Origin of the sequence: Knoellia pratensis (assembly GCF_042666395.1) — a bacterium.
GTDB lineage: Bacteria > Actinomycetota > Actinomycetes > Actinomycetales > Dermatophilaceae > Knoellia > Knoellia pratensis.
This window is the reverse complement of the sequence record NZ_JBHTDJ010000003.1, coordinates 757189-782323: the sequence shown is the minus strand read 5'-3', so window position 1 is coordinate 782323 and position 25135 is coordinate 757189. Positions and strand designations below refer to the sequence as shown.

Annotated in this window: 26 protein-coding genes; 4 read left to right on the top strand and 22 right to left on the bottom strand. The window is 67.5% G+C overall.

Features of this window, described 5'->3' with window-relative positions:
* Nucleotides 1–85: 85 nt before the first annotated feature.
* The 3 genes from ACFQRE_RS13665 to ACFQRE_RS13655 form a co-directional block, all read right to left on the bottom strand.
* Nucleotides 86–2098, bottom strand: coding sequence for a protein meaA (locus ACFQRE_RS13665; RefSeq protein WP_380124276.1), 2013 nt, complete (start codon nucleotides 2096–2098; stop codon nucleotides 86–88).
* Between the two features lie 133 nt (nucleotides 2099–2231).
* Nucleotides 2232–3290 (bottom strand): acyltransferase family protein, encoded by a 1059-nt coding sequence (locus ACFQRE_RS13660; protein WP_380123196.1) that lies wholly within the window; start codon nucleotides 3288–3290, stop codon nucleotides 2232–2234.
* Nucleotides 3291–3325: 35 nt separating this feature from the next.
* On the bottom strand, nucleotides 3326–3679 hold the full coding sequence (locus tag ACFQRE_RS13655) for an STAS domain-containing protein (protein WP_380123194.1): 354 nt from the start codon (nucleotides 3677–3679) through the stop codon (nucleotides 3326–3328).
* Between the two features lie 100 nt (nucleotides 3680–3779).
* Between ACFQRE_RS13655 and ACFQRE_RS13650 the strand changes: the two genes are divergently transcribed.
* Nucleotides 3780–4445 carry a cob(I)yrinic acid a,c-diamide adenosyltransferase gene (locus ACFQRE_RS13650; RefSeq protein ID WP_380123192.1) on the top strand — a complete coding sequence of 222 codons (666 nt, stop codon included), beginning with the start codon at nucleotides 3780–3782 and terminating at the stop codon, nucleotides 4443–4445.
* Nucleotides 4446–4463: 18 nt separating this feature from the next.
* Here ACFQRE_RS13650 and ACFQRE_RS13645 read toward each other — a convergent pair whose 3' ends face one another.
* From ACFQRE_RS13645 to ACFQRE_RS13595, 11 genes are all read right to left on the bottom strand, one after another.
* On the bottom strand, nucleotides 4464–4892 hold the full coding sequence (locus tag ACFQRE_RS13645) for a DUF2550 family protein (protein WP_380123190.1): 429 nt from the start codon (nucleotides 4890–4892) through the stop codon (nucleotides 4464–4466).
* A 19-nt stretch (nucleotides 4893–4911) separates the two neighbouring features.
* Complete coding sequence (locus ACFQRE_RS13640; protein ID WP_380123188.1) at nucleotides 4912–5181, bottom strand: F0F1 ATP synthase subunit epsilon; 270 nt, start codon at nucleotides 5179–5181, stop codon at nucleotides 4912–4914.
* Nucleotides 5182–5301: 120 nt separating this feature from the next.
* Nucleotides 5302–6762 carry a F0F1 ATP synthase subunit beta gene (gene atpD / locus ACFQRE_RS13635; protein WP_380123186.1) on the bottom strand — a complete coding sequence of 487 codons (1461 nt, stop codon included), beginning with the start codon at nucleotides 6760–6762 and terminating at the stop codon, nucleotides 5302–5304.
* An 8-nt stretch (nucleotides 6763–6770) separates the two neighbouring features.
* Nucleotides 6771–7673 (bottom strand): F0F1 ATP synthase subunit gamma, encoded by a 903-nt coding sequence (locus ACFQRE_RS13630; RefSeq protein WP_380123183.1) that lies wholly within the window; start codon nucleotides 7671–7673, stop codon nucleotides 6771–6773.
* 140 nt (nucleotides 7674–7813) lie between these two features.
* Complete coding sequence (atpA, locus tag ACFQRE_RS13625; RefSeq protein ID WP_380123181.1) at nucleotides 7814–9451, bottom strand: F0F1 ATP synthase subunit alpha; 1638 nt, start codon at nucleotides 9449–9451, stop codon at nucleotides 7814–7816.
* 104 nt (nucleotides 9452–9555) lie between these two features.
* On the bottom strand, nucleotides 9556–10365 hold the full coding sequence (locus ACFQRE_RS13620) for a F0F1 ATP synthase subunit delta (protein ID WP_380123179.1): 810 nt from the start codon (nucleotides 10363–10365) through the stop codon (nucleotides 9556–9558).
* A complete protein-coding gene (locus ACFQRE_RS13615) occupies nucleotides 10365–11006 on the bottom strand; it encodes a F0F1 ATP synthase subunit B (RefSeq protein ID WP_380123177.1) in 642 nt (213 codons plus the stop codon). Before ACFQRE_RS13615 ends, ACFQRE_RS13620 begins: the two co-directional genes overlap by 1 nt.
* A gap of 49 nt (nucleotides 11007–11055) precedes the next feature.
* Nucleotides 11056–11268: an ATP synthase F0 subunit C gene (gene atpE / locus ACFQRE_RS13610; RefSeq protein ID WP_009775711.1), complete on the bottom strand. Its 213-nt coding sequence runs from the start codon at nucleotides 11266–11268 to the stop codon at nucleotides 11056–11058.
* A 107-nt stretch (nucleotides 11269–11375) separates the two neighbouring features.
* On the bottom strand, nucleotides 11376–12188 hold the full coding sequence (gene atpB / locus ACFQRE_RS13605) for a F0F1 ATP synthase subunit A (RefSeq protein ID WP_380124273.1): 813 nt from the start codon (nucleotides 12186–12188) through the stop codon (nucleotides 11376–11378).
* A 169-nt stretch (nucleotides 12189–12357) separates the two neighbouring features.
* On the bottom strand, nucleotides 12358–12819 hold the full coding sequence (locus ACFQRE_RS13600; protein WP_380123174.1) for a hypothetical protein: 462 nt from the start codon (nucleotides 12817–12819) through the stop codon (nucleotides 12358–12360).
* A gap of 179 nt (nucleotides 12820–12998) precedes the next feature.
* Nucleotides 12999–13391 carry a hypothetical protein gene (locus ACFQRE_RS13595; protein ID WP_380123172.1) on the bottom strand — a complete coding sequence of 131 codons (393 nt, stop codon included), beginning with the start codon at nucleotides 13389–13391 and terminating at the stop codon, nucleotides 12999–13001.
* Nucleotides 13392–13645: 254 nt separating this feature from the next.
* On the opposite strand from ACFQRE_RS13595, the gene ACFQRE_RS13590 reads away from it, so the two are divergent.
* Nucleotides 13646–15040 carry a sugar transferase gene (locus ACFQRE_RS13590; RefSeq protein ID WP_380123170.1) on the top strand — a complete coding sequence of 465 codons (1395 nt, stop codon included), beginning with the start codon at nucleotides 13646–13648 and terminating at the stop codon, nucleotides 15038–15040.
* Between the two features lie 113 nt (nucleotides 15041–15153).
* Here ACFQRE_RS13590 and ACFQRE_RS13585 read toward each other — a convergent pair whose 3' ends face one another.
* The 7 genes from ACFQRE_RS13585 to ACFQRE_RS13555 form a co-directional block, all read right to left on the bottom strand.
* A complete protein-coding gene (locus ACFQRE_RS13585; RefSeq protein WP_380123169.1) occupies nucleotides 15154–16428 on the bottom strand; it encodes a serine hydroxymethyltransferase in 1275 nt (424 codons plus the stop codon).
* Complete coding sequence (locus tag ACFQRE_RS13580; RefSeq protein WP_380123168.1) at nucleotides 16421–17128, bottom strand: L-threonylcarbamoyladenylate synthase; 708 nt, start codon at nucleotides 17126–17128, stop codon at nucleotides 16421–16423. Before ACFQRE_RS13580 ends, ACFQRE_RS13585 begins: the two co-directional genes overlap by 8 nt.
* A gap of 337 nt (nucleotides 17129–17465) precedes the next feature.
* On the bottom strand, nucleotides 17466–18017 hold the full coding sequence (locus tag ACFQRE_RS13575; protein WP_380123166.1) for a hypothetical protein: 552 nt from the start codon (nucleotides 18015–18017) through the stop codon (nucleotides 17466–17468).
* A gap of 144 nt (nucleotides 18018–18161) precedes the next feature.
* Entirely contained in the window at nucleotides 18162–19019 is an 858-nt protein-coding gene (gene prmC, locus ACFQRE_RS13570) for a peptide chain release factor N(5)-glutamine methyltransferase (protein WP_380123164.1), read from the bottom strand.
* Entirely contained in the window at nucleotides 19016–20098 is a 1083-nt protein-coding gene (prfA, locus tag ACFQRE_RS13565) for a peptide chain release factor 1 (RefSeq protein ID WP_380123162.1), read from the bottom strand. The genes prmC and prfA overlap by 4 nt, the downstream gene beginning before the upstream one ends.
* Before the next feature lie 119 nt (nucleotides 20099–20217).
* Entirely contained in the window at nucleotides 20218–20433 is a 216-nt protein-coding gene (gene rpmE / locus ACFQRE_RS13560) for a 50S ribosomal protein L31 (protein ID WP_009775720.1), read from the bottom strand.
* A 210-nt stretch (nucleotides 20434–20643) separates the two neighbouring features.
* A complete protein-coding gene (locus tag ACFQRE_RS13555) occupies nucleotides 20644–21843 on the bottom strand; it encodes a trans-sulfuration enzyme family protein (protein WP_380123159.1) in 1200 nt (399 codons plus the stop codon).
* A 102-nt stretch (nucleotides 21844–21945) separates the two neighbouring features.
* Between ACFQRE_RS13555 and ACFQRE_RS13550 the strand changes: the two genes are divergently transcribed.
* Both ACFQRE_RS13550 and ACFQRE_RS13545 read left to right on the top strand, forming a co-directional pair.
* Nucleotides 21946–22449 (top strand): Lrp/AsnC family transcriptional regulator, encoded by a 504-nt coding sequence (locus ACFQRE_RS13550; RefSeq protein ID WP_380123157.1) that lies wholly within the window; start codon nucleotides 21946–21948, stop codon nucleotides 22447–22449.
* Nucleotides 22446–22922, top strand: coding sequence for a GNAT family N-acetyltransferase (locus ACFQRE_RS13545; RefSeq protein ID WP_380123154.1), 477 nt, complete (start codon nucleotides 22446–22448; stop codon nucleotides 22920–22922). The genes ACFQRE_RS13550 and ACFQRE_RS13545 overlap by 4 nt, the downstream gene beginning before the upstream one ends.
* 74 nt (nucleotides 22923–22996) lie before the next feature.
* Here the strand turns inward: ACFQRE_RS13545 and rho are convergent, their stop codons facing one another.
* Nucleotides 22997–25000, bottom strand: a complete 2004-nt coding sequence (gene rho, locus ACFQRE_RS13540; protein ID WP_380123152.1) for a transcription termination factor Rho — start codon at nucleotides 24998–25000, stop codon at nucleotides 22997–22999.
* Between the last annotated feature and the right edge of the window lie 135 nt (nucleotides 25001–25135).

Below are 25135 nucleotides of genomic sequence, written 5' to 3'. Positions count from 1 at the left end.
GGGCGGCGATCAGGCGATGTGGGAGGCCCCGCACGTGAGTGGGACCGCGGCCGCGAGGCGCCGCGCTCAAGGTTGAGAAGTTGGGTCAGGCCGTGGGGGTCACCGTGGCCAGGCGCGAGTCGCGGATGACGTCGACGAAGCGACCCATGATGTCGTTGAGTCCGAAGTCCTTGGGGGTGAACACCTCAGCCACACCGAGCGCCTTGAGCTTGGCCGCGTCGGACTCGGGGATGATCCCGCCGACGATGACCGGAATGTCGCCAGCACCTGCCTCGCGCAGCCCGTCAAGAATCTCGGGCACGAGCTCCATGTGCGACCCCGACAGGATCGAGATGCCGACGAGGTGGACGTCCTCGGACACGGCCGCTGCCACGATCTGGTCGGGCGTGAGGCGAATGCCCTGGTAGATGACCTCGAAGCCGGCATCACGCGCGCGCACGGCGATCTGTTCGGCGCCGTTGGAGTGACCGTCGAGGCCTGGCTTGCCCACGAGGACGCGCAGGGTCTCACCCAGCTCGTCCCGCAGTTCCGCCACACGCTCGCGCACGGCCGACAGCTCGACACCGGCAGCCCCACCGGTGAGGCCCACCGAACCCGTGACTCCGGTGGGGGCACGGAACTCGCCGAACACGTCGCGCAGGGCTTGGGCCCACTCCCCCGTGGTCACCTCGGCGCGAGCGCACTCGATCGAGGCCTCCATGAGGTTCTCGTCGGTCTGCGCGGCTGCCTTCAACCGAGCCAGCGCCGCAGCGGCACGATCGCGCTTGACCGGGTCGGCGTCGCGGGTCTCGCGCCACTCGCGCACCGCCTTGGCGGCAGCAGCCTCGACACCTGCGTCGACGGTCTGGATGGCGGTGTCGAGGTCGGCCGTGAGCGGGTTGGGCTCCGTGGTCTCGAACTTGTTGACACCGACGACGATGTCCTCACCGGCCTCGATCCGCTGGCGGCGTAGAGCGTGCGAGGCGACGAGGGCCGACTTCATGTAGCCGCTCTCGACGGCAGCGACTGCGCCTCCCAGCTCGGCGACGCGGGCGATCTCGGCCTTGGCGCCGGCGACGAGTTCGGCGACCTTGGCCTCGACCACGGCCGACCCCTCGAAGAGGTCTTCGTACTCGAGCAGGTCGGACTCATAGGCGAGCACCTGCTGCATGCGCAGTGACCACTGCTGGTCCCACGGACGCGGGAGACCGAGGGCCTCGTTCCACGCCGGCAGCTGCACGGCGCGGGCCCGGGCACCCTTGGAGAGCGTGACCGCGAGCATCTCCAGGACGATGCGCTGGACGTTGTTCTCGGGCTGGGCCTCGGTGAGTCCCAGCGAGTTGACCTGCACGCCGTAGCGGAAGCGCCGCTGCTTGGCGTCGGTCACGCCGTATCGCTCCCGCGTGAGCTCGTCCCACAGCTCGACGAAGGCGCGCATCTTGCACATCTCCTCGACGAACCGCACGCCGGCGTTGACGAAGAACGAGATGCGCGCGACGACCTCACCGAAGCGCTCGTGCGGCACCTGACCGGCGTCACGCACGGCGTCGAGCACCGCGATCGCCGTGGACATCGCGTAGGCGATCTCCTGCACGGGCGTCGCGCCGGCCTCCTGCAGGTGATAGCTGCAGATGTTGATCGGGTTCCACTTGGGGATGTCAGAAACGGTGTAGGACACCATGTCCGTGATGAGCCGCAGCGACGGAGCCGGCGCAAACACATAGGTGCCGCGCGACAGGTACTCCTTGATGATGTCGTTCTGCGTCGTCCCACCGAGCGACAACACCACGGCCGCAGGGTCCTCATTCGCCGCGACGGCCTGGTCCTCGGCAGCCACTTGGTACATCGCGAGCAGCCACATCGCCGTCGCGTTGATCGTCATCGACGTGTTCATCTGGCCGAGCGGGATCTGGTCGAAGAGTGCTCGCATGTCGCCGATGTGCGAGATGGGGACACCGACCTTGCCGACCTCGCCGCGCGCGAGGACGTGGTCGGGGTCGTAGCCCGTCTGCGTCGGCAGGTCGAAGGCGACCGACAGTCCGGTCTGCCCCTTCGCCAGGTTGCGGCGGTACAAGGCGTTCGACGCAGCGGCACTGGAGTGGCCGGCATACGTGCGCATGACCCACGGACGGTCGCGCTCGGGACGGGCAGGAGCGGCGGCGGGCGCCAGTGCGGCGGAGGGGTCTTCGGGCATGGATTCGACGCTACCCGTGGCCCACCGGTCGAGACAGGGTCTCAGGCGGTGAGAGTCCTCACGCCCCGACAGGGGCGCGCGGGCGTCGAGCGGGCGACAGCGCGTCGATGAGCAACTCCACCGGCCCCCGTCCGATGAATCGTGCCCACGCCCAGGACGTGACGAGCGCCACGGCAAGCAGCAGCCCGAACGGCAACCAGCCGCCTTCGGGGAATCTCGGAATGAGCGGCACGAGCAGCACGACGTGGAAGACGTAGAGCGAGAGCGCGACCTGACCGACGAGCGAGAGGGGTCGCAGCACGGCATACACGGCTGGTCGTCGTCCGGCTGCGATGTCAACGGCCATGACGATCCCGTATGCCGCGAGCGCCAGTCCGTTCTCCTGCACCTGATCGGGGTGGTCACCGGAGAAGACGACCGGGTGCCCCAACAGCTCTGCGGCAAAGCTCGCCCACAGCAGGGTCAACCCGCCGAGGGCGCACCACCACGACGCGCGTGCGTCGCCGAGACCTCGTCGCGCCAGTACTGCTCCGACGAGGAAGAGCGGGAGGAGGGTGAGGACGCGGTAGTGCGTGTTGGTGACGAGCCATTGCACGAGCGGGTTCGCCGCCCAGTCGGCCGTGGTGGCAACGCTGCCTGCGACGCCGCCGCCCGCCCGTGTCACCGCCTCGATCACCCACGGGCTGCCGACGAAGAGAGCGGCCGCGATCGCCACCATCCATCGCGTGCCCAGGACGAGCAGGGGTGTCCCGACGATGAGGAGGAGCCCGAGGATGTGCAGGATCACGGCGACCCAGTGGTTCAGCTGCTCCAGGCCCACGCCGAGGGCGATGAGGGCGACGCCTCTGACCGTCGCGCGCCCGATCCCTCGGGTTGCGGAGCCGCGATCGAAGACCAGACCTGCGGCAACGCCCATGACGAGGACGAACAGGGGCGAGGCGAGGTCATTGATCTGGTTCAGGACGAACGCGCCCGACGTCGACACCCGCTCACTGATGAACGGAACGCCGTGAGCGATGACCATCGCGACGACCGCCAGCCCACGCGCGGCGTCCAGCCCGAGAACCCGGCGTGGCACCACGACGTCGCCGTCATCGTCGGTCACGGGATCTGCCACAGGGACAGGGTGGCAGATGTCGAGGGCCGCAGAGGTCAGCCGACCGCGGTGGTGATCGCCGACGGCAGTGACCCCACGAGGTGGTTCAACCTGGCCCGACGGAGCAGGCGAAGAGTGCGCGGGTCCGCTTCGACGATGCTGAAACCGCGCGATCCCCGGCGAGCGCGTCGCAGGCATTCGACAATGACGCCGAAGCCGGTCGCGTCGCCGATCTCGCACTCCGCGAGGTCCAGCAGCAGGTCGTCATGGCCGTCGTCGACGATGCGGTGAAGCACCATCCGCAGGTCCGGGACGGTGTGGAAGTCAAGGCGTCCGCGCAGGGAAACATGGTGTCCAGACGTGTCGCGATGCTCGACGAGCGTCACGATCGCGGGTCGGCGTTGATCCACGGTCGCCTCCTTCAGGTGGCACCCATTGAACGCGACGGTTCCCACGCTCCGGGCATGCTCCGGGTAAAGAATCGGCAAAGGCGTCTGGCAGTCTCATCCCATGGTCAACCTCACCCGTATCTACACGCGCACCGGCGATGACGGCACCACCGGGCTCGGAGACTTCAGCCGCACGAGCAAGACCGACCCGCGTCTGGCGGCCTACGCCGACGTCAACGAGGCCAACGCGGTCATCGGGGTCGTCCTGGCCACCGGCGCCCTCACCGACGACGTCCGCGCGATCCTCACTCGGGTGCAGAACGACCTCTTCGACGTGGGCGCGGACCTGTGCACTCCCCTGCTCGAGAACCCCGAGTACCCGCCCCTGCGCGTCCAGTCCGAGTGGATCGACGAGCTCGAGGCCGACTGCGACACCCAGAACGCCAAGCTCGAGAAGCTCCGCTCGTTCATCCTCCCCGGTGGCACGGTCGGCGCGGCCCACCTGCACCAAGCCACCACGGTCGTCCGCAGGGCGGAGCGCACGACCTGGGCCGCCATCGAGACTCACGGCACGGAGGTGGGGACCGCCAAGGGTGAGGGCGGCGTGAACCCGACGACGGCGGCATACCTCAACCGTCTTTCGGATCTGCTGTTCATCCTCGCTCGCGTGGCCAACCTCGACGCCGGCGGCGACGTCCTCTGGCAGCCCGGCGGTGGCCGAGCGGCGGCTCCCACCAAGGGCGCCAAGGTCTCGGAGACCGACGACCCCACGACCGACGACGACTGAGCCGCCGCGCCTCAGTCGTCAGGCGACGTTGACGTTGAACCCGGGTGGCGAGCTCTCGAGCCAGGCACGCAACGACGTGTATGCCGCAGGGCTGAGGGCGAGCTCGTAGTCCTTCGACCGCGACCGACCGGTCACGCAGACCGCATCGGAAGGTAGGCCCGGGACGGCCTCACCGAGCCGATGCGGTGCACCGAGGTCGAGGTCGTGGCGGATCCACGAGTGCCCGGGACGCAAAGAGGGACCGACGACTGAGAACCAGTCGAGTCGATCCCCCGCGATGCGCGCCAGGCCGAGACGCCAGCGGCGATCTCCGGTGCTGATCGCACACAGCATGAGCGGCTTGCCGCCCGAGATGTAGCGGCGGCGGAGCCAGATGAAGACGACGGCAGCCACGAGGAGGGCGAGCGCCACCACGAGCACGAGCTCAATGGTGGCGATCGGCGTCATGGCATTCCCCGCCCTGGACCTAGTTGTTCAGACCCGAGGCGTCGACGGCCTCGGCGAGGATCGTGACGCGGTCGTGGTCGACCGAGAGGAAGCCACTGTCGATGGTGGCCGTGCGGACTCCACCGTCGGCGTGGATCTTGACCTCGCCCTCGACGAGAACGCCGAGCAGGGGGGTGTGACCGGGCAGGATGCCGAGCTCACCCTCGATGGTGCGGGCGCTCACCTGGCTCGCCTCGCCCTCCCAGACCTTGCGGTCCGCGGCAACGAGTTCGACCTGAAGCTGGCTCACGAGTTCCTCCGGGAAGTGAAGTGGGAATGAAGTCTAGCGGCGCTGGCTGGGAGCCCCAGCGCCGTATGACGCAGGGCCGATACCACTCGCGGCATCGGCCCTGCGATCAACTGAAGAAGATCAGAGGTTCTTCTGGATCTCCGCGGCCTGACGCTCGACGTCGTCGAGGCCACCACACATGAAGAACGCCTGCTCGGGGAAGTGGTCGTAGTCGCCATCGGCGATCTTCGTGAACGCCTCGATGGTGTCGACGAGCGGCACCGTCGATCCCTCGATGCCGGTGAACTGCTTGGCAACGTAGGTGTTCTGACCGAGGAAGCGCTGGATGCGACGGGCCCGGTTGACGAGGATCTTGTCCTCTTCGGAGAGCTCGTCGATACCCAGGATCGCGATGATGTCCTGCAGCTCCTTGTTGCGCTGGAGGATCGACTTGATCCGCACCGCGGTGCTGTAGTGGTCCTCGGCGATGTAGCGACGGTCGAGGATTCGCGAGGTCGACGTGAGCGGGTCCACGGCCGGGTAGATACCCAGCGAGGCGATCTCACGCGAGAGCTCGGTCGTCGCGTCGAGGTGCGCGAACGTCGTGGCCGGGGCCGGGTCGGTGTAGTCGTCTGCAGGCACGTAGATCGCCTGCATCGAGGTGATCGAGTTGCCTCGGGTCGAGGTGATGCGCTCCTGGAGGGTGCCCATCTCGTCGGCGAGGGTCGGCTGGTAGCCCACGGCGGACGGCATACGGCCGAGCAGCGTGGAGACCTCGGAACCGGCCTGCGTGAAGCGGAAGATGTTGTCGATGAAGAGCAGAACGTCCTGGTTCTGCACGTCGCGGAAGTACTCGGCCATGGTCAGGGCCGAGAGGGCGACGCGAAGACGCGTGCCCGGCGGCTCGTCCATCTGGCCGAACACGAGGGCGGTCTGTCCAAGGACGCCGGCCTCTTCCATCTCGACCATGAGGTCGTTGCCCTCACGGGTGCGCTCACCGACACCGGCGAACACCGAGACACCACCGTGGTCGCGAGCGACTCGGGCGATCATCTCCTGGATGAGGACGGTCTTGCCGACACCGGCTCCGCCGAACAGGCCGATCTTGCCACCCTGCACGTAGGGGGTCATGAGGTCGATGATCTTGATGCCGGTCTCGAACATCTCGGTCTTGGACTCGAGCTGGTCGAAGGCCGGAGCCTTGCGGTGGATGCCCCAACGCAGCGTGGGCTCGAAGGTCTCACCCTCGGCAAGGTTCATGACCTCACCGGTGGTGTTGAAGACCTTGCCGAGCGTCTCGTCGCCCACGGGCACCGTGATGGGGCCGCCGGTGTCCTGCACCTGCGTGCCGCGGACGAGTCCGTCGGTCGGCTGGAGCGAGATGGCGCGAACCATGTTGTCGCCGATGTGCTGGGCGACCTCGAGGTTGAGATTCTTCTTCTCACCCGAGAGCTCGACCGTGGTGGTGAGCAGGTTGTACTGCTCGGGCATGGCGTCGGCCGGGAACTCGATGTCGACGACCGGGCCGATGATGCGCGAGACACGGCCGATGCCGCCGGGCTCGGCAGTGTCTGCTGTGTTTTCAGTGACAGTGGCAGTCATGTTCTCTCTCACTTGCTCTCGGCCAGGGCGCTGGCGCCACCGACGATTTCGCTGATCTCTTGGGTGATCTCCGCCTGACGGGCCTGGTTGACCAGACGGGTGTACTTCTTGACGAGCTCCTCGGCGTTGTCCGTCGCGGACTTCATCGCACGCTGACGTGCGGCGAGCTCGGACGCGGCGGCCTGGAGCATGCAGTTGAACAGGCGCGAGGTGACGTACTTCGGCAGGAGCGCGTCGAGCACGTCCTCCACGCTCGGCTCGAACTCGTAGAGCGGGAACAGGTCCCCTTCTTCGGGGGCCTCGGTCCCTTCCACGATCTCGAGCGGAAGCAGGCGGATGACCTCGGGCTCCTGCGTCACCATCGACACGAAGCGGGAAAAGACGATGTGGACCTCGTCGACGCCGCCCTCGGACTCGGTGTCCCGGAGGAAGTCCGCGACAAGTCGCTCGCCGATCTCACGGGCACGTTCGAAGGTCGGCTTCTCGGAGTCACCGGTCCACTCGGCCGCGAACGGGCGCTGGCGGAACTTGAAGTAGCCCAATGCCTTGCGGCCCAGGAGGTAGGGGACGGCTTCCTTGCCCTCTTCACGCAGACGCGCGATGAGACGCTCGGACTCCTTGAGGACCGACGAGCTGTACGCGCCGGCGAGTCCACGGTCCGAAGTGATGATGACGACCGCAGCGCGGGTCACCTTCTCCTTCTCCGTGGTGAGGAGGTGCTCCTCGTTGGAGAAGGTCGCGACGGCCGAGACTGCACGAGTGATCGCTCGCGCGTACGGGGTCGACTCACGCACGGCTTGCTGGGCCTTGACGACGCGAGCCGCGGCCATGAGCTCCATGGCGCGCGTGATCTTCTTCGTCGCGCTGACGGACCGGATGCGCTGCCGGTAAACCCGGATCTGCGCTCCCATAGTTTTCCGCCTTCCTGTCTGGTCTCTGCTTGCCTGAAAGTTCTCTACTGCTGAAAATCTTGGGTATGCCGTGCAGTCGCCTTCAGCGACCCGGCTGCCGGTGCCGGGTGGTCACGAAGGTGACCACCCGGCATACCGGGTCAGCGCTTCTGCTTGACGATCTGCTCCTGATCGGAGTCGAGGGCGTCGTCGCCGCTCTCGTTCGCGTCGCCGACGGGAACGTTGGCCTTGTCGGAGGGCTCGAAGCCCTTCTTGAAGGAGTCGATCTCGATCTTGAGTGCCTCTTCGGTGGACTCCTCGAACTTGCCCGTCTCGCGGATCGCGTCGAGGAGCTCCTTCTTGCTGCGACGAAGGTGACCGAGGAACTCGGACTCGAAGCGGCGGATGTCCTCGACCGCAACCGAGTCGAGCTGGCCCGTGGTGCCGGCCCAGACGGAGACGACCTGCTCCTCGACCGGGAACGGGTTCGACTGCGACTGCTTGAGCAGCTCGACGAGACGCGCACCCTTGGCCAGCTGGGCCTTGGAGGCGGGGTCGAGGTCGGAGGCGAACATCGCGAAGGCCTCGAGCGCACGGAACTGGGCGAGGTCGAGCTTCAGACGACCCGAGACACCCTTCATGGCCTTGGTCTGCGCGGCGCCACCGACTCGGGACACCGACACACCCACGTCGACCGCGGGGCGGACGTTGGCGTTGAAGAGGTCGGCCTGGAGGTAGATCTGACCGTCGGTGATGGAGATGACGTTGGTCGGGATGTAGGCCGAGACGTCACCCGCCTTGGTCTCGATGATCGGAAGGCCGGTCATCGAACCCGCACCCAGCTCGTCGCTGAGCTTCGCGCAACGCTCGAGCAGACGGGAGTGCAGGTAGAAGACGTCACCCGGGTAGGCCTCGCGGCCCGGCGGGCGCCGGAGGAGGAGGGAGACGGCGCGGTACGCCTCAGCCTGCTTGGACAGGTCATCGAAGACGATGAGGACGTGCTTGCCCTGGTACATCCAGTGCTGGCCGATGGCCGAACCGGTGTAGGGCGCGAGGTACTTGAAGCCGGCCGAGTCGGACGCGGGGGCCGCGACGATGGTCGTGTACTCCATGGCACCGGCGTCCTCGAGCGTGCCGCGGACCGACGCGATGGTCGAGCCCTTCTGGCCGATCGCGACGTAGATGCAGCGCACCTGCTTGTTCGGGTCGCCCGTCTCCCAGAACTCCTTCTGGTTGATGATCGTGTCGACGGCGACAGTGGTCTTGCCGGTCTGACGGTCACCAATGATGAGCTGACGCTGGCCACGGCCGATGGGCGTCATGGCGTCGACGGCCTTGAGGCCGGTCTGCAGCGGCTCGTGAACCGACTTGCGCTGGACGACGTTGGGCGCCTGGAGCTCGAGCGCGCGGCGCTCGTCACTCTGGATGTCACCGAGGCCGTCGATCGGGTTGCCGAGGGGGTCGACGACGCGGCCGAGGAAGTTGTCTCCCACGGGAACGGAGAGGACCTCTCCGGTGCGCTTGACCTCCTGGCCCTCCTCGATCTTGGAGAAGTCACCGAGGATGACGACACCGATGTTGTGCACATCGAGGTTGAGGGCGAGGCCCAGCGTGCCGTCCTCGAACTCCAGGAGCTCGTTGGTCATGGCCGAGGGCAGACCCTCGACGTGGGCGATGCCGTCACCAGCGTCGCTGACTCGGCCGACCTCTTCGCGGGAGGCCGCGCCGGGCTCGTAGGACTGGACGTAGGTGTCCAGTGCGTCCCGGATCTCCTCCGGACGGATCGAGAGCTCCGTCATGTGATCTCTTCTCCTCGGTTACCAGCCCCCTGTGGGGCCGAAGTGTGTGGGGTGTCGTGCTCTTGCTTCTTCAGATGTGGTCGAGCAGTGGCGCGAGCGCCGAGTCAGCCAGTGAGGTCGCGCCGCACCATGTCCAGCCGGCGCACCACCGTGCCGTCAACGACCTCGTCGCCGATCTGGACGCGGATTCCGCCGACGATGCTCGGATCGAGCACCAGCTGCAGCGTGACCTTCTTGCCGTAGATGTCGCCCAGCGCCGCCGCAAGGCGGGACTGCTGCTGCTCGTCCAGCGGTAGGACGGCGGTGACCAGAGCGGTCAGCTCGTCGTGACGACCCGCCGCGAGCTTGAGGTAGGCCTCGAGCACCCGGTCGAGGCGACGACCACGCGGCACGAGCACGGCCTGCTCCGCGAGACGAATCGTCTCGGGCGCTGTCTTGCCCTCGAGCAGGTTGCGCACGACGCCGGCCTTGCCGCTGGCGTCGGTGTTGCGCGTCGACAGGGTGTCGCGCAGCCCCGCGTCAGCGGCGATGATCCGCTCGAAGCGGAACAGCTCATCCTCGACTGCATCGACACGGCCGGCCTTCTCGGCGCTCGCGATGAGCGCCCGAACAGCCAGGGCCTCGAGCGTGTCGCCGAGATCGCCCTCGTCGGACCAGCGCTGCGCGACGACCTCGCCCGTGAGGGCGGTGGCTGCCTCGCTCACCTTGCCGCCGAAGAGGCGGTCGGCGAGCGCACGCTTCGCGTCACCCTCGCGAGAGGGATCGGCAAAAGCACGACGCAGTGAGACGTCGGTCTCGATCGCCTGCGCGATGGAGAAGAGCTCCTCGGCGAGCGCAGCGCGGTCGACACCGTCGAGAGCTTGGGTGAGGGCCTTGTCGGCCGCCGCCCGGGCTCCGCGCGACGAACCACGCATCAGGCGTCCTGACCCGAAGTGCCGAGGTCGAGCTCGGTCTGCTGAGCCTGAGCTGAGTCACCGGCAACTGCGGCCGCGCCGACCTTCTCGGGGCGGACGGCGCCGCTCTCGAGCTCCGCGAGGAAGCGGTCGATGGTGCCCCTCTGGCGCACCTCGTCCTCAAGGGACTCACCGACGATACGACCAGCGAGGCTCGTGGAGAGGGTGCCGACCTCGGAGCGCAGCGAGACATAGGCCTGCTGACGCTCGGCCTCGATCTGACGCTGTGCCGAGTCGGTGATCCGAGCGGCCTCCGCCTGCGCCTTCTCGCGCAGTTCGGTCACGATCAGGGCGCCCTCGGCGCGCGCCTCCTCACGGATGGCGTTGGCCTCGGTGCGGGCCTCGTGCAGCTGCGCTTCGTACTGCTGAAGCGCTGCGTGGGCCTGAGCCTGGGCCTCCTCGGCCTGCTCCATGCCACCCTCGATGGCCGCGGTGCGCTCGGCGTAGAGCGCCTCCATGCGCGGAACGACCTTCGACTTGTACAACCAGTACATGATGCCGAAGGCAATCAACCCGACGATCATCTCAACCGGGTGCGGGAGCAGCGGGAAGCCCGAGGGGAAGCCCACCTCTTCGGCGGCAACGACGGATGTGGGAATCACATCTGGTCCTATCTGTTTAGGGCTCGATCAGCAGTAGACGAGGGTTCGGTCAGCCCTTGAAGACGAACGCGAAGACCAGACCGAGGATCGCCAGTGCTTCGGTGATCGCCATGCCGGTGAAGGCGATGGTCTGGAGCATGCCGCGGGCCTCAGGCTGACGCGCAACCCCATTGATGTAGGCGGCGAAGATCAGGCCGACACCGATGCCGGGGCCGATCGCAGCAAGTCCGTAGCCGAGGAAGGCGATGTTGCCAGTGACCATGTCAGTGTTTCCTTTCGGAGGCGCCGGAGGGGTTCCGGCGTCGAGTGCGGTGCGGTGTATTCAGTTGGTGGTGCAGACCGGCTGGAAAGACCGGGGCGTGTGGCGTCTCAGTGGTGTTCGGAGACGGCGTCGGAGATGTAGAGCGCGGCGAGCAGGGTGAAGATGAAGGCCTGCAGGAACTCGATGAGCAGCTCGAAGAACGTCATCCCGATCGAGAAGCCGAAGGCGAGGAGTCCCGAGCCCTTGAGGAAGAAGTTGTCACCGTGGAGCAGGAGGTACTCGCCTCCCAGGATGAAGACGAGGAGCATGAGGTGACCGGCGAGCATGTTGCCCATGAGTCGCAGTGCCAGCGTCAGCGGGCGGATCACGAAGTAGGTGAGGAACTCCAGCCCGAAGAGGATGGGCTTGAGCCAACCGGGCAGGCCCGGGGGGATGAGCGACTTCAGGTAGGGCAGCACGCCGTGCTTCCGGCGGATTCCCACGGTGTGGTAGACGATGTAGACGATCAGCGTCAGCACGAGTGGGATGCCCAGGCGGCTCATCGTCGGGTACTGGACGAAGGGCAGGATCCCGAAGAGGTTGTTCAGCAGGATGAGCGTGAAGAGCGTCATCAGGAGCGGAACGAACTGTAGGAAGTCCTTGCTGCCGATGATGTCGCGCCCAAGCGTGTTGCGGACGAAGTTGTAGACACCCTCGACCATGAACTGACGCTTGGTCGGCACGACAGCCAGCTGCCGGCTCGTCCCCACGAAGAACCAGGCGAGGACGCCGACGGAGATCAGCAGCACGAGCGCCGGGCGGGTGAACGCAAAGGCTCCCTCGCCGATCAGCGGCCACCAGAAGTCCTGCACGCCAGGCGTCTCGAACCCGCCTTCGGCAGGGACGGAACCGATGCCGGGCAGCATGTGCAGGGTCATCATGTTCGGGGTCAAGACCTCTCCTCCAAGGACGTGTCAAACGATTGCCGCGTCGTCTCCGACCCGAGTGAATCCGCAGTGGCGCACGATGGCACCCGCTTCGTCGAATCTGCAGCCGACGGCACGCCGTACGGTACCGGACGCGCAGTGGTGGTGGATACGCGGGCCGAAATCATGACGGCCCCTCTTCCGGTGCCTGATCCGCGTCTGCCGGCTCGTCGTAGACGGGCACTCGAGCCTTCCGCCAGGCGTACATCTGGGCGCCCTGCCAGACCAGCACGGTGACCAGCAACGCGATTCCGGCGGCCAGGCTGTCGAAGGTCTCGATCTGGCGAGCGAGCACGAGGACGCCGAGCAGAGCGATGACCTGCGCGAAGTAGACCGACATCCCCACGGCCATGAACAGCACGGGCTGGGAGTTGTCGCGCACGAAACGGCCGACGATGAACAGGCCGGAGGCAAAGAAGACGAGCCCGATGGCCACGCCAACAAGGGCGGACACGAGGCCGAGGCCACCTCGGAACGGAGTCAGGACCAGGGCCGTGACGACTCCCGCGACGGCGGTCGGAAGCAGTGCTCCGCGCAGGACGACGTCGAAGAGGTTGTCGCCTCTTGCCGCTGTCTGCTGTGTCATCAGTGGGGTCTCCGTTGACTCGTTCTGGGTGCTTGTGAAAACTATCACAAGCGCCCTGTGGAGGCCAACTGGCCGACGGGACAGGGCGTCCCCGAACCCACTTCCTGCAACAAAGCGGCACCGCCACAACAACGAATGGGGCCCCTGAACCAGAGACCCCATTCGTCAAACGTGAAACTTCACCAGGTTGTGTAGGACTTCCACGAGCCGTAGCTGGTGTATCCGTACCGCTCCAGACCGACTTTTGTCCGGAAGTTGCTCGGCGCCCTGGTTCCGGATCGGAACGTGAAACTCGTCGAGGTACCCACTCCGCCGTCGGCCTCCACTCGGTTGGAGCAGCAGTCCTCTGTGAAATGGATCTGAGCCACTGCGCTCGAACTGTCACCCGCGGTGTCCTTCACAGTGCCCTTGAGGACGATGTAGCCGTTCGTGTCCTTGTACCAGACACCTGACACCGTCACTCCCGACGCAGACTGCGACCAGGAGTACTCCGTCACGGCCTGGGCGTTCGGAGCAGCCACCACGGCTGCCAGCGCGGTCGCCGCGGAGGCGATCGCTACGAATCTCTTCATATCAATTCCCCTTGTCTCGTGGTGCCGAGCCCCTCATGCACGTCCCAGCCCCATGGGATTCGGCGGCCGAGCGACCGCCGCTTTCAGGGTAACCAGAGTGATCTGCACTCGCATGTCGAGATTTGGGCGGACCAAGACACCATGTTCATGGGCTGTGACGGCATGGATGGGAACCACCTCCAACTGCGAGCGGCCAACTGGCCGACGGGTCGGGGTCCCCGAGCGCGACTCCGGCGGCGAATACACTCACCGCCATGAGACAGCGGCTCCTCGTCGGCATGGCCTGCGCAGACGCCGCACTCCTCTTCGTCGCCTTCGTCATCGCAGCGTTTCTGCAGTTCGGCGGTCACCCGTTCAGCGAGACCGTGAAGATGCAGACCCAGGGTCGTGGGCTGATGAGCATCCTCGCCATCGCCATCGTGGGGTCATTCCTCGGCAGTGCACTCGTCGCCGCAGTGATGCCGCAGGGTCCGCCTCGTCCGACGTTCAGTCGCGCCGCCCTCGGGGCACTCTTCGCCTTCCTCGCCATCACAGCGCTGATCGTCCTTGCCCGCCCCTACTACTCGCGACCGCAGCTCTTCACGACTCTGGCGATCTGGCTGGGCCTGGTGCTGCTGTTGCGCGCCGTCCTCCGACTGCGGCCGTGGACCGAGCGCCTCGTCGTCGTCACCAGCTCCGACGCCATCGTGCGGGCCCTGGACGCGACCCCCCACATCACGGTCGTCGGCGTCATCGACCCGGCGGCCACCGGGCCTCTCTCCGCTCCCCCGCCCGACACGATTCTCACGGTCGACCTCAGTGCCCCGTGGTCTCGCGAGGTCACGCGCTACGTCTCTGCGACGTCGGTCGCGGGACGTGAGGTGCGCCCCCTCAACGACGTCTACGAGGAGCACACCGGTCGGGTCCCCCTGGGACACCTCTCCGAGGGCTGGGAGATCGAGACCTCGCTGCTGCGCAAGCTCCCCTTCCTCCCGTTCAAACATGCAGTGGACCTCGTCCTCGTCATCGCGACGATTCCGTTCTGGCTGCCGGTGGTTGCTGTCGTTGCCGTCCTCGTGCGCCTGGTCGACGGCAGTCCGGTGATCTTCCGGCAGGTCCGCGTGGGACGGCGCGGAGAGCTCGTCGAGCTCTTCAAGTTCCGGACGATGCGCGCCGACGCCGAGTCACACGGTGCCCGTCAGGCGACGGGTGACGACCCCCGGATCACCCCCCTGGGCCGGTTCCTGCGCAGTGTGCGGCTGGACGAGTTGCCGCAGTTCTTCAACGTCCTGCGCGGCGAACTCTCCCTGATCGGCCCCCGTCCGGAACAGGTGAGCTTCGTCGAGAAGTACCGCGACGCGATCCCCTTCTACGACCAGCGCCACCTGGTGCGTCCCGGCATCACCGGTTGGGCGCAGGTGCGCCACGGCTACGCCGCGTCGGAGGAGGAGACGATCGAGAAGCTGTCCTACGACTTCTACTACCTCAAGCACATGTCTCCGCTGCTCGACCTCGAGGTCTTCGCCCGCAGCGTGTGGACCATCGCGTCGGCATCGGGCACCAAGCCCAAGGCCCGTCCCTCGGCCGAGGAAGCAGCAGCACTCGAGGACGAGGCGCGCGAGCAGGCCGCCGACGACCGTCGGAGTCGACGGGGCCGCTCAGCCGACTGACGCAGGGACCGTTTCCCGGGGACGGCGGGAAACCGGTCCCTGACAACGGAACAGTTCCCTTGCTCCGGAACCGTTTCCCGGGGACGGCGGGAAACGGTCCCGGGACTACTACTTCAGCGGGGGTATGCCGGGAAGCGCGTCACGAGATCGGTCACCTCGGCGCGCACCTCCTGCGAGACCTTGTGCTCCGGGTCCGCGTCACCGTCGACGACCGCGCGGGCGATGAGGCCGGCAATGGTCCGCATCTCGTCCTCACCCATGCCCTGCGTGGTGACGCAGGGAGTGCCGACGCGGATTCCGCTGGCGATGTTGGGCTTCTGCGGGTCGAACGGGATGGCGTTCTTGTTGAGCGTGATGCCGGCCGCGTCGCAGCGGGCCTCGGCGTCGACACCGGTGACGAGCACCGGCTGGAGGTCGTGCAGTGACAGGTGGGTGTCAGTGCCACCCGTGGTCGGGCGGATGCCCTTGTCCCCCAACGTCTCAGCGAGAACCTTGGCGTTGGCGATGACCTGTTTGGCGTAGGTCTGGTACTCGGGCGAGGCGCACTCCTTGAAGTTCGTGGCCTTGGCCGCGATGGTGTGCATCTGCGGCCCGCCCTGCATCATCGGGAAGACCGCCTTGTCGATGGCCGCCTTGTGCTCTTCCTTGCAGACGATCGCGCCACTGCGCGGGCCACGGAGCACCTTGTGCGTCGTGAAGCTCACGACATCGGCGTAGGGCACCGGGCTGGGGATCGCCTTGCCGGCCACGAGGCCGATGAAGTGCGCGGCGTCGACCCAGAAGATCGCGCCGACCTCGTCGGCCACGCGACGGAAGAACTCGAAGTCGATGAGCCGCGGAATCGCGGACCCACCGGCAAGGATGACCTTGGGCCTGTGCTCCTTGGCCAAACGCTCGACCTCGGCATAGTCGATGTCCTCGGTCTCCTTGTCGACGCCGTAGTGCACGGCGTTGAACCACTTGCCCGAGAACGACATCTTCGTGCCGTGGGTGAGGTGTCCACCGTGCGGCAGGCTCATCGCAAGGATCGTCTCGCCCGGCTTCATGAACGCGCCGTAGACCGCCTGGTTCGCGCTGGCGCCCGAGTGCGGCTGGACGTTGGCATGGTCGGCCTCGAAGAGGGCCTTGGCCCGCTCGATGGCCAGCGTCTCGGCCTTGTCGACCTCGGAGCAGCCACCGTAGTAGCGGCGACCGGGGTATCCCTCGGCGTACTTGTTGGACAGCGTCGAACCGAGCGAGGTGAGCACTGCGGGCGAGGACATGTTCTCGCTCGCGATGAGCTGCAGACCGCCACGGAGGCGGTCGAGCTCCGACACCAGGACACCGGCGATCTCGGGGTCATAGGCCTCCAGGGCCCCGAAGTCCGAACCGTAGAACGTCTCACTCATCGCTGCTGCTCTCCTCGGGTTCTGATTCCTGCTGGTCAGCTGCCTGCTCTTCTGGCGGCAACTCTAGGTGTTGGTTCGCGAGGGCCATGATCTCGTCCGCGTCGATGGCGCCCCGGCGCAGAATCGTCGGCTCGGGGTGCGTGCAGTCGACGATGGTCGACGCCAGCCCTCCGGTCACGGGACCGCCATCGAGGTAGAACTCCACCGACGCGCCCAGCTGGGTCGCCGCATCGATGATGGTGCGCGAGGCCGGCTGTCCGGTGCGGTTGGCGCTGCTCACGGCCATCGGCCCGACCTCCTTGAGGAGTTCGAGGGCGACCTCGTTGTCGGGCATGCGCACGGCGACCGTGCCGCCGGTGTCGCCGAGATCCCACATCAGGGAGGGCTGCGCCTTGAAAACCAGCGTCAGTGGTCCGGGCCAGTAGCGCTCGATGAGGGCACGAGCGTATGCCGGCACGTCCGTCGCGAGTCCGTCGACGGTGCGGACCTCGGGGACGAGGACCGGCGGCGGCATCTCGCGACCGCGACCCTTGGCGTCGAGAAGCCGCTGGACGGCGTCGGGCGAGAAGGCGTCGGCGCCAATGCCGTAGAGGGTGTCGGTGGGGAGGACGACGAGGTCCCCCTGGCGCACTCCGGCAGTCGCCTTGGCGATGCCGTCCTGGCGCCCCTCGGGCGTCGTGCAGTCAAAGACGGGGCTCATGGCACCAGCCTAGGACCGACCACGCATCGTCATGTCGGCGCCTTTCGAGATGGCACGTGAACAGCACAAACGCAGAAATCTTCCGACGCCCTAAACCCCCGCCGACCCCCTCGCCCTGCATAAGGTCAACTCAGAAACTGTCACCGAATGGAGGTGTCGCACATGCGTGGATCCGGACTGATCTGGACCGTCGTTGGTGTTCTTCTGATCATCGCCCTGGTGATCTACATCTTCTGACCAAGGCCGACGCCAAGCCACGGCCCCACCCGCTTGCGGGTGGGGCCGTGGTGCGTCTCACCCGCTTGCGGGTGGAGCAGTGAGAGGGGGACGAGTCGCGTCAGCCGCGACGCGCGCCGGCGAGCTGCCGGAAGGTCCCGAACAGGCCGAGGGCCGCGAAGACGAGGAACATCGCGAGGTCCTTGCCGTAGGAACCGAGGACCTGCGGGGAGAAGAGGTTGTTCCCGAGCATCGACCAGACGGACGGGTAGCCCAGCTCCTTGCCCTCGGGAGTTCCGTAGGCCTGGACGATGTCGCTCGCCACGATCGCAAGGAACGACAGGGCCACTCCCACGATGATGACGCCGACGAGCGGCACGATGCCGCGACGGGGAACAGTGCCCGCGCCCTTGGTGTAGAGCCACATGGCGGCACCCGCGACGACAAAGCTCGAGATCGACGCGATGAACCCCAAACGCCAGATGAGGGCGGCCGAGATCATGCCCAAGGGGATCGCCCCGAGGCTCCAGAGCACACCGCGAGAGACGATCTCGAAGGGTGCTGCTGCTGCGACCGTCGCCGGCTGTGCTCCCTCTGGGACCGGGGTGCTGATGGCCGAAGGCTGCTCGGGAAGGGCGTTCGGCTGCGGCGCCGGCTGCTCGGAAAAGCTCATGGTGGTTCCCCCTGGCTGTGCACGTGGTCGTGCATGTGGTGGTGTGCGTGGTGGCGCCGGGCCTGTCGCCGGCAGCCCACCGTAATGGTGAGGCCGCCACCTGCGCAGGGACATTGGCGAAGGTGTGATGCGGGCGTGACCAACTCAGGCCCGGACGGCCACAGTCGCTCTCGGTCGGCCCGTCAGGTCGAGGCGATCCTCCACGTACGTCCACGAGCCGGTCGCCCGTAACGCAGTGGGCAACGACTCGCCCTGACTGTCGGCGTGCTCCATGACGAGCACTCCCCCGCTGCGCAGAAGTCCTGCGGCACGAGCCGCGACCAGACGCGGGATCGCCAGACCGTCCTCGCTGCCGCCATAGAGCGCGACGTGCGGGTCGTGGTCTCGCACCTCGGGATCGATCGGCTCGGCGAGGGTCGGGATGTAGGGCGGGTTCGACACGACGACGTCGACCTCCGCGAGCTCCTCGAAGGCCGTGACCGCATCACCATGCACGATCTCGATGTCGAGTCCGAGTCGGTCACGGTTGCGTTCCGCCCACGCCACCGCCAGGTCACTGACCTCGACGGCGTGGACCTGTGCATCCGGCACCTCGGACTTGATCGCGAGCGCGATGGCACCCGAACCCGTGCAGAGATCGACGACGACGGGAGCCGTGACGCCGTCGTCGAGACGCGCCTGCGCAGCCTCGATGGCCCACCCAGCAACGACTTCCGTCTCAGGCCGCGGCACGAACACCCCCGGCCCGACCTCCAGCTCGAGACCTCGGAACCAGGCCCGGCCCGTGAGGTGCTGGAGCGGAACGCGACTGGCGCGCTCGGCGACGAGGGCGGCATACGCCTCAGGCACGGGACCACCAAGGATCATGAGCCGCCGCACCTCGCTCGCGTCGACACCCAGGGCGTGCGCCGCGAGCGCGATGGCGTCGTGCTCGGGCGAACCAACCCCCGCGTCGGCGAGCCTCTGGGTGGCCTCCCGGACCGCGTCACGCAGGTCGTTCACGCGGTGCCCTCGCCGAGCGCGGCCAGACGTGCTGCCTCATCCGCCGCCATGGCCGACTCGACGACCGGGTCGAGCTCGCCGCCGAGGACAGTGTCGAGGTTGTAGGCCTTGAAACCGGTGCGGTGATCGCTGATTCGGTTCTCGGCGAAGTTGTAGGTGCGGATGCGTTCGCTGCGGTCGACCGTGCGCACCTGGCTGGCACGGATGTCGGCGCTCGCCGCGTTGGCCTCGTCCATCGCCATCTGGTGCAGCCGCGCCCGCAGCACGCGCATCGCGGCCTCGCGGTTCTGCAGCTGCGACTTCTCGTTCTGGCAGATGACGACGGTGCCGGTCGGGAGGTGGGTGAGCCGCACGGCGGAGTCGGTGGTGTTGACGCTCTGCCCACCGGGGCCGGACGAGCGGAAGACGTCGATCCGCAGGTCGTTGGCGTGGATCTCGACCTCGACCTCTTCGGCCTCCGGCATGACCCACACACCGGCGGCGCTCGTGTGGATGCGGCCCTGCGTCTCCGTGATGGGAACGCGCTGGACGCGGTGCACGCCGCCTTCGTACTTGAGCCGGGCCCACGGACCTTCACCCGGCTGGGGAGCCTTCTTGGACTTGACGCTGACCTGCACGTCCTTGAAGCCGCCGAGGTCGGTCTCGGTCGAGCCGAGGACCTCTGTGCGCCAACCGCGCTGGTCGGCGTAGCGGAGATACATGCGCAGCAGATCGCCGGCAAACAGCGCCGACTCCTCGCCGCCCTCACCCGCCTTGACCTCGACGATGACGTCGCGGTCGTCGTCGGGGTCGCGCGGGATGAGCAACCGACGGAGGCGGTCGGCGGCCTCGGTGGCGCTCGCCTCGAGCCCCGGGACCTCGGCCGCGAACCCGGCGTCCTCGGTCGCCAGCTCACGGGCCGTCTCGAGGTCGTCGGTGGCCACCTGCCAGGCGGCGTATGCCGCGACGGTCGGTCCCAGCGCGGCATACCTCTTGTTGATCTCGCGCAGCTGGTCGGGGTCGGAGGCGATCGCCGGGTCACCCATCTCGCGCTCGAGCGTGGCGTGCTCCTCAGCGAGGGCGGCGGCGGACTCGAACATCGGGTGTCCTCTCAGGGACGGTCAGTGGCGGGTGGGGCGTCGGTGGCGCGCCGTCGGGGGAAACACAAAGCGCCGACCCGGATCCTGTGCAGGATCAACGGGTCGGCGCAGTGAGAGTGCTACGCGTCGGCCTTCTTGCCGTAGCGAGCCTGGAAGCGCGCAACGCGGCCACCGGTGTCGAGAATCTTCTGCTTGCCCGTGTAGAACGGGTGGCACTGGCTGCAGACCTCAGCGTGGATCGCGCCACTCTCGGCGGTGCTGCGAGTGGTGAACGACGCGCCACAGGTGCAGGTGACCGTGGTCTCGGCGTAGTTCGGGTGGATGTCCTTCTTCACGATGTTCTCCTTGAGAGCTCTGGATGTCTCCGGGTCGGCGGGTCCATCAGGTAGATGCAAACCCGGTAGCGCCCCGCCTGCATCCACTCGTGAGGGTGATGCTCAGGAAACGCGTTCGTGCCGTGAACCGGTCCAGCGAACAAGTGTGCCAGAGCAGGCACACAGAGACCTAAACGACGACCCCCACCCCCGCATTCCCCGCCCCAAGGGTCACGGGAGGTTGGCGAAGGCCTTCTCGAGGTCGGCGATGACGTCGTCGACGCCCTCGAGTCCGACCGACAGGCGCAGGAGGTCCGCATCAGGTCGCGCCTCGGAGACGACAAGGCGGTGGGTGAGGCTCGCCGGATGCTGGATCAGGCTGTCCACCCCGCCCAGCGACACGGCATGGGTCACCAGGTCCAGGTGTTCCACGAAGGCCGCCGCCGCGGCATACCCACCCGTGAACCGGAAGGCGACCAGTGCGCCCGGGCCGGCCATCTGGGTGCCGACGAGCCCACGGGGGTCTCCGCCCGCCAGGCCGGGGTAGTGCACCCGCGACACCTCGCAACGCTTGGCCAGCCACGCCGCAACCACGGCTGCGGACTCCTGCTGGGCGCGTACCCGGACGTGGATCGTCTGCAGCCCTCGGTGCAGTTCGTAGGCAGCGAGCGGGTGAAGCACCGCACCGGTGATGGCTCGGACCTGCCGCAGCCGGGCCGTCCACTCGTGGTTGGCCGCCACGACCCCACCCATGACGTCGCCGTGCCCCCCCATGAACTTCGTGGCCGAGTGCAGCACGAGGGTCGCGCCGTGACGGACGGGCTGCTGGAGCACCGGAGTGGCGAACGTGTTGTCGACGGCGACGGGTACGTCACCGGCCTGGGCCACGACAGCCGCGATGTCGATGAGCTCGAGCGAGGGATTCGCTGGCGTCTCGAGGAGCACCAGGCCCGTGTCCGGACGGATGGCGTCGCCGACCGTTTCGGGCGTGGCCCAGGTGACGGTCGTGCCGAGGAGTCCCGTGGCGAGGAGGTGGTCCGAGCCGCCGTAGAGCGGGCGGACGGCGACGACGTGAGGCGTGCCGGCGGCCACCGCCGCGAGGAGAACCGCGGTGAGGGCGGCCATGCCGCTCGCGAACGCGACAGAGGACTCGGCCCGCTCCAGGGCCGCGACGGCTCGCTCGAAGCGGTCGACCCCCGGGTTCCACAGGCGCTGGTAGACGAGGGTCGCCTCGTGGTCCGGCCGCTCCCCCGCACCCAACGTGTCGTATGCCGTTCCGCCGGCTTCGATCGTCGGCATCGGATACGTCGTGGCCAGGTCAATGAGCGGGACGTGCAGCCCGAGGGCCGTGAGGTCCTCACGCGCGGCGTGGACGGCGGTCGTTGCGGGATCGGCGTGGCGCGTCATGGATTCTGTCCTCATGGTGATCATCCTCCGCAGGATCCACGTCCCAGCGAAAGAGTCCCGCTGAAACCGGGTCCAAAGAGGCCTCTGCTGATGCGATCCGCGCTTACGGGTGAGTAGCGTGGGGGTGTGCCGAAGAATCCGCATCCCCTCACTCCAGGCCCGGCCCCGACCGCGCCACCACAGCTCGATGAGATCGACCGCGCCCTCGTTGCCGCTCTCGTGGACGATGGACGCATCTCGAACGCTGCACTGGCCCGCGAGGTGGGCATCGCTGAGTCGACGTGCGTCGGTCGAGTGCGCTCATTGCGTGAGCGTGGTGTCATCACTGGCTTCCACGCGACCCTCGACGCCGCCAAGATGGGGCGCCCGCTCCAGGCGGTCATCGCCATCGGACTGTCGGGACACGACCGGGCGCAGGTCGAGGCCTTCGGCGACGAGATGGCCGGCCTCCCAGGGGTGCTGGCGGCGTTCAACATCAGCGGAGCCGACGACTTCCTCGTGCACGTGAGCGCCGAGTCCCCCGACCAGCTGCGCGACTTCGTCCTCGACAACGTCTCGAGCCGGCCCGGTGTCTCGCACGTGCAGACCTCCCTGATCTTCCGCACCCACACCGGTCGTCAGAGCCTGTGATCCGTCCAGCGACTCCCGCCGACGTCAACGACCTCATCCGGTTCCGGGTGCTCATGTTCGAGGCCATGGGCACTGCTCAGACAGACCTCGCTGCACCCAAGTGGCTCGCCGCCACTCGGGCTTGGTTCGAGAAGGTTCTCGCCCGCGACGACGCGTGCATCCTCGTGGCCGAGGTCGAAGGTCAGGTCGTGTCTTGCGGCGTGGGCGAGGTCAAGCACATCGGGCCCAGCCCGGGCTGTCCCAATGGGTTGGCCGGGGTCATCAACAACATCGTCACCGACGTCGAAGCCCGCGGCCAGGGGTGGGGCCGTCGGATCACCGAGGATCTGGTCGACTGGTTCGACACCGAGACCGACGCACGGCGCGTCGACCTCTACGCCACCCCCGACGGTGCCCGCATCTACCGCGACCTTGGCTTCACCGAGCACGCCTTCCCCGCCATGCAGCGACCGTCACCACCGCGCGCGAGGTGAGCGGACGGCATACCCCGCAAAGCCGCGAAGCGGCCTCCCCAAGGGGAAGACCGCTTCGCAGGTGAGGACGGCTGTCAGTTGTCGCTGTCGTCGTCCTCGAGCCTGATCGAGCTGTTCTGCTGGACCTGCTTGAGGAACTCGTAGTTCGTCTTGCTCTTGCGGAGCCGGTCGAGCAGGAGCTCGATGGCCTGCTGGCTGTCGAGCCCGGACAGCACGCGACGCAGCTTCCACATGATCTTGAGCTCTTCCGGCGCGAGAAGGATCTCTTCGCGACGCGTGCCCGAGTTGTTGATGTCGACGGCCGGGAAGATGCGGCGGTTGGACAGGCCACGGTCGAGCTTGAGCTCCATGTTGCCGGTGCCCTTGAACTCCTCGAAGATCACCTCGTCCATGCGCGAGCCGGTCTCGACGAGGGCCGTGGCGAGGATGGTGAGCGAGCCGCCGTCCTCGATGTTGCGTGCCGCGCCGAAGAACTTCTTCGGCGGGTAGAGCGCAGCGGAGTCGACACCACCGGAGAGGATGCGGCCACTCGCCGGAGCGGCGAGGTTGTAGGCGCGACCCAGCTTGGTGATCGAGTCGAGGAGCACGACGACGTCGTGACCCATCTCGACGAGGCGCTTGGCGCGCTCGATCGCGAGCTCGGCGACGGTGGTGTGGTCCTCGGCAGGACGGTCGAAGGTCGAGGCAATGACCTCACCCTTGACCGCGCGCTGCATGTCGGTGACCTCTTCGGGCCGCTCATCGACGAGGACGACCATGAGGTGAACCTCGGGGTTGTTCGTCGTGATGGCGTTGGCGATGGCCTGCATGACCATGGTCTTGCCGGCCTTGGCGGGCGCGACGATGAGGCCGCGCTGGCCCTTGCCGATGGGGGCGACCAGGTCGATGATTCGGGTCGTCAGGATGCCCGGCTCGGTCTCGAGACGGAGGCGGTCCTGCGGGTAGAGCGGCGTGAGCTTGCCGAACTCGACCCGGGTGCGGGCGTCGTCGGGGTTCTGGCCGTTGACGGTGTCGAGACGTGCGAGCGGGGTGTACTTCGCCCGGTTGTTGCGCGTCCCCACGGTCTGCTGCTGCGGGTCCTCACCATCACGCGGCGCCTTGGTGGCCCCGACGACGGCGTCGCCCTTGCGCAGGTTGTGGCGCTTGACCATGCCGAGCGGCACGTAGACGTCGTTGTTGCCCGGGAGGTAGCCCGAGGTCCGCACGAACGCATAGTTGTCGAGGATGTCGAGGATGCCGGCCACGGGGACGAGGACGTCGTCCTCGGTGAGCTGCGGCTCGTTCTCGACCTGAGACTCGCCAGCAGCGGTGACCGGGCGACGCTTGTCGCGGTCGCGGTCGCGGCTGCGGTTGCGGTTGCGGCGACGACGGCCACTGCGGCCGGTCTCGTCGTCATCGTTGCCCTGGTCCTGGCCGACCTGGTTCGGGCCCTGGTCCTGACCCTGCTGCTTGCCGTCCTGGCCCTGGTTGCGGTCGGCGCGGTCGTTGGTGCGGTCGCGCTGCTCGCGGTTGCCGTCGCGCTGCTCGCGGTTGCCGTCGCGCTGCTCGCGGTTGCCGTCGCGCTGCTCACGGTTGCCGTCGCGCTGCTCACGAACCTCGCGGTTCTGGCCGTTGCGGGCCTCGGCGGGGGCGTCGGCAGATTCGGCGCGCTCAATGCGGTCGGCGCGGTCCGAACGGTCGTCGCGGTCCGTGCGCTCGGTGCGCTCGGTGCGCTCGGTGCGCTCGGTGCGCTCGGGATTGTCCTCGCCAGACGTGGCCGACTCGGTCGACGCCTTCGGGGTGTCGGACTTCGGGGTCACCTGACCCGACGAGGAGGCGCGACGCGATCGACCCTGCGCCGGAGCGGAGGACGTCGCGGAGGACGTCGCGGAGGACGTCGCAGCGGGACCGCTGTCGCCGTTCTGCCGGGACTTGATGGCGGCGACCAGGTCGCCCTTGCGCATCTTGGCGGTGCCGGAGATGCCCATGCTCGAAGCAAGACCCTGGAGCTCGGCGAGGCGCATGGCCGTCAGCGAGCCCGATCGGCGCGGGCTCTGCCCGGATGCCGCGGATGCCTCAAGGGTGGTGGTGTCTGTCACGAAGGATCCTTCCCCTCGTCAGTGGGCCCCGTGCCCGAAAGGGGCGGGGCCGAAAGTGGGTGCCAGAAGTCTGGCGGATTGATCCACGGGGCTGCCGAATTCCGGCGCGTGACTCAGCACGACCAGCCCAACAGT

Bases quoted from the DNA above. Each gene is read 5' to 3' on its own strand.
- ACFQRE_RS13665 (WP_380124276.1), bottom strand. From the start codon at position 2,098: ATGCGCACGTATGCCGGCCACTCCAGTGCCGCTGCGTCGAACGCCTTG.
- ACFQRE_RS13650 (WP_380123192.1), top strand. From the start codon at position 3,780: ATGGTCAACCTCACCCGTATCTACACGCGCACCGGCGATGACGGCACC.
- ACFQRE_RS13645 (WP_380123190.1), bottom strand. From the start codon at position 4,892: ATGACGCCGATCGCCACCATTGAGCTCGTGCTCGTGGTGGCGCTCGCC.
- atpD (WP_380123186.1), bottom strand. From the start codon at position 6,762: ATGACTGCCACTGTCACTGAAAACACAGCAGACACTGCCGAGCCCGGC.
- ACFQRE_RS13630 (WP_380123183.1), bottom strand. From the start codon at position 7,673: ATGGGAGCGCAGATCCGGGTTTACCGGCAGCGCATCCGGTCCGTCAGC.
- atpA (WP_380123181.1), bottom strand. From the start codon at position 9,451: ATGACGGAGCTCTCGATCCGTCCGGAGGAGATCCGGGACGCACTGGAC.
- ACFQRE_RS13620 (WP_380123179.1), bottom strand. From the start codon at position 10,365: ATGCGTGGTTCGTCGCGCGGAGCCCGGGCGGCGGCCGACAAGGCCCTC.
- atpE (WP_009775711.1), bottom strand. From the start codon at position 11,268: ATGGTCACTGGCAACATCGCCTTCCTCGGCTACGGACTTGCTGCGATC.
- atpB (WP_380124273.1), bottom strand. From the start codon at position 12,188: ATGATGACCCTGCACATGCTGCCCGGCATCGGTTCCGTCCCTGCCGAA.
- ACFQRE_RS13600 (WP_380123174.1), bottom strand. From the start codon at position 12,819: ATGACACAGCAGACAGCGGCAAGAGGCGACAACCTCTTCGACGTCGTC.
- ACFQRE_RS13595 (WP_380123172.1), bottom strand. From the start codon at position 13,391: ATGAAGAGATTCGTAGCGATCGCCTCCGCGGCGACCGCGCTGGCAGCC.
- ACFQRE_RS13590 (WP_380123170.1), top strand. From the start codon at position 13,646: ATGAGACAGCGGCTCCTCGTCGGCATGGCCTGCGCAGACGCCGCACTC.
- ACFQRE_RS13585 (WP_380123169.1), bottom strand. From the start codon at position 16,428: ATGAGTGAGACGTTCTACGGTTCGGACTTCGGGGCCCTGGAGGCCTAT.
- ACFQRE_RS13580 (WP_380123168.1), bottom strand. From the start codon at position 17,128: ATGAGCCCCGTCTTTGACTGCACGACGCCCGAGGGGCGCCAGGACGGC.
- ACFQRE_RS13575 (WP_380123166.1), bottom strand. From the start codon at position 18,017: ATGAGCTTTTCCGAGCAGCCGGCGCCGCAGCCGAACGCCCTTCCCGAG.
- prfA (WP_380123162.1), bottom strand. From the start codon at position 20,098: ATGTTCGAGTCCGCCGCCGCCCTCGCTGAGGAGCACGCCACGCTCGAG.
- ACFQRE_RS13555 (WP_380123159.1), bottom strand. From the start codon at position 21,843: ATGATCACCATGAGGACAGAATCCATGACGCGCCACGCCGATCCCGCA.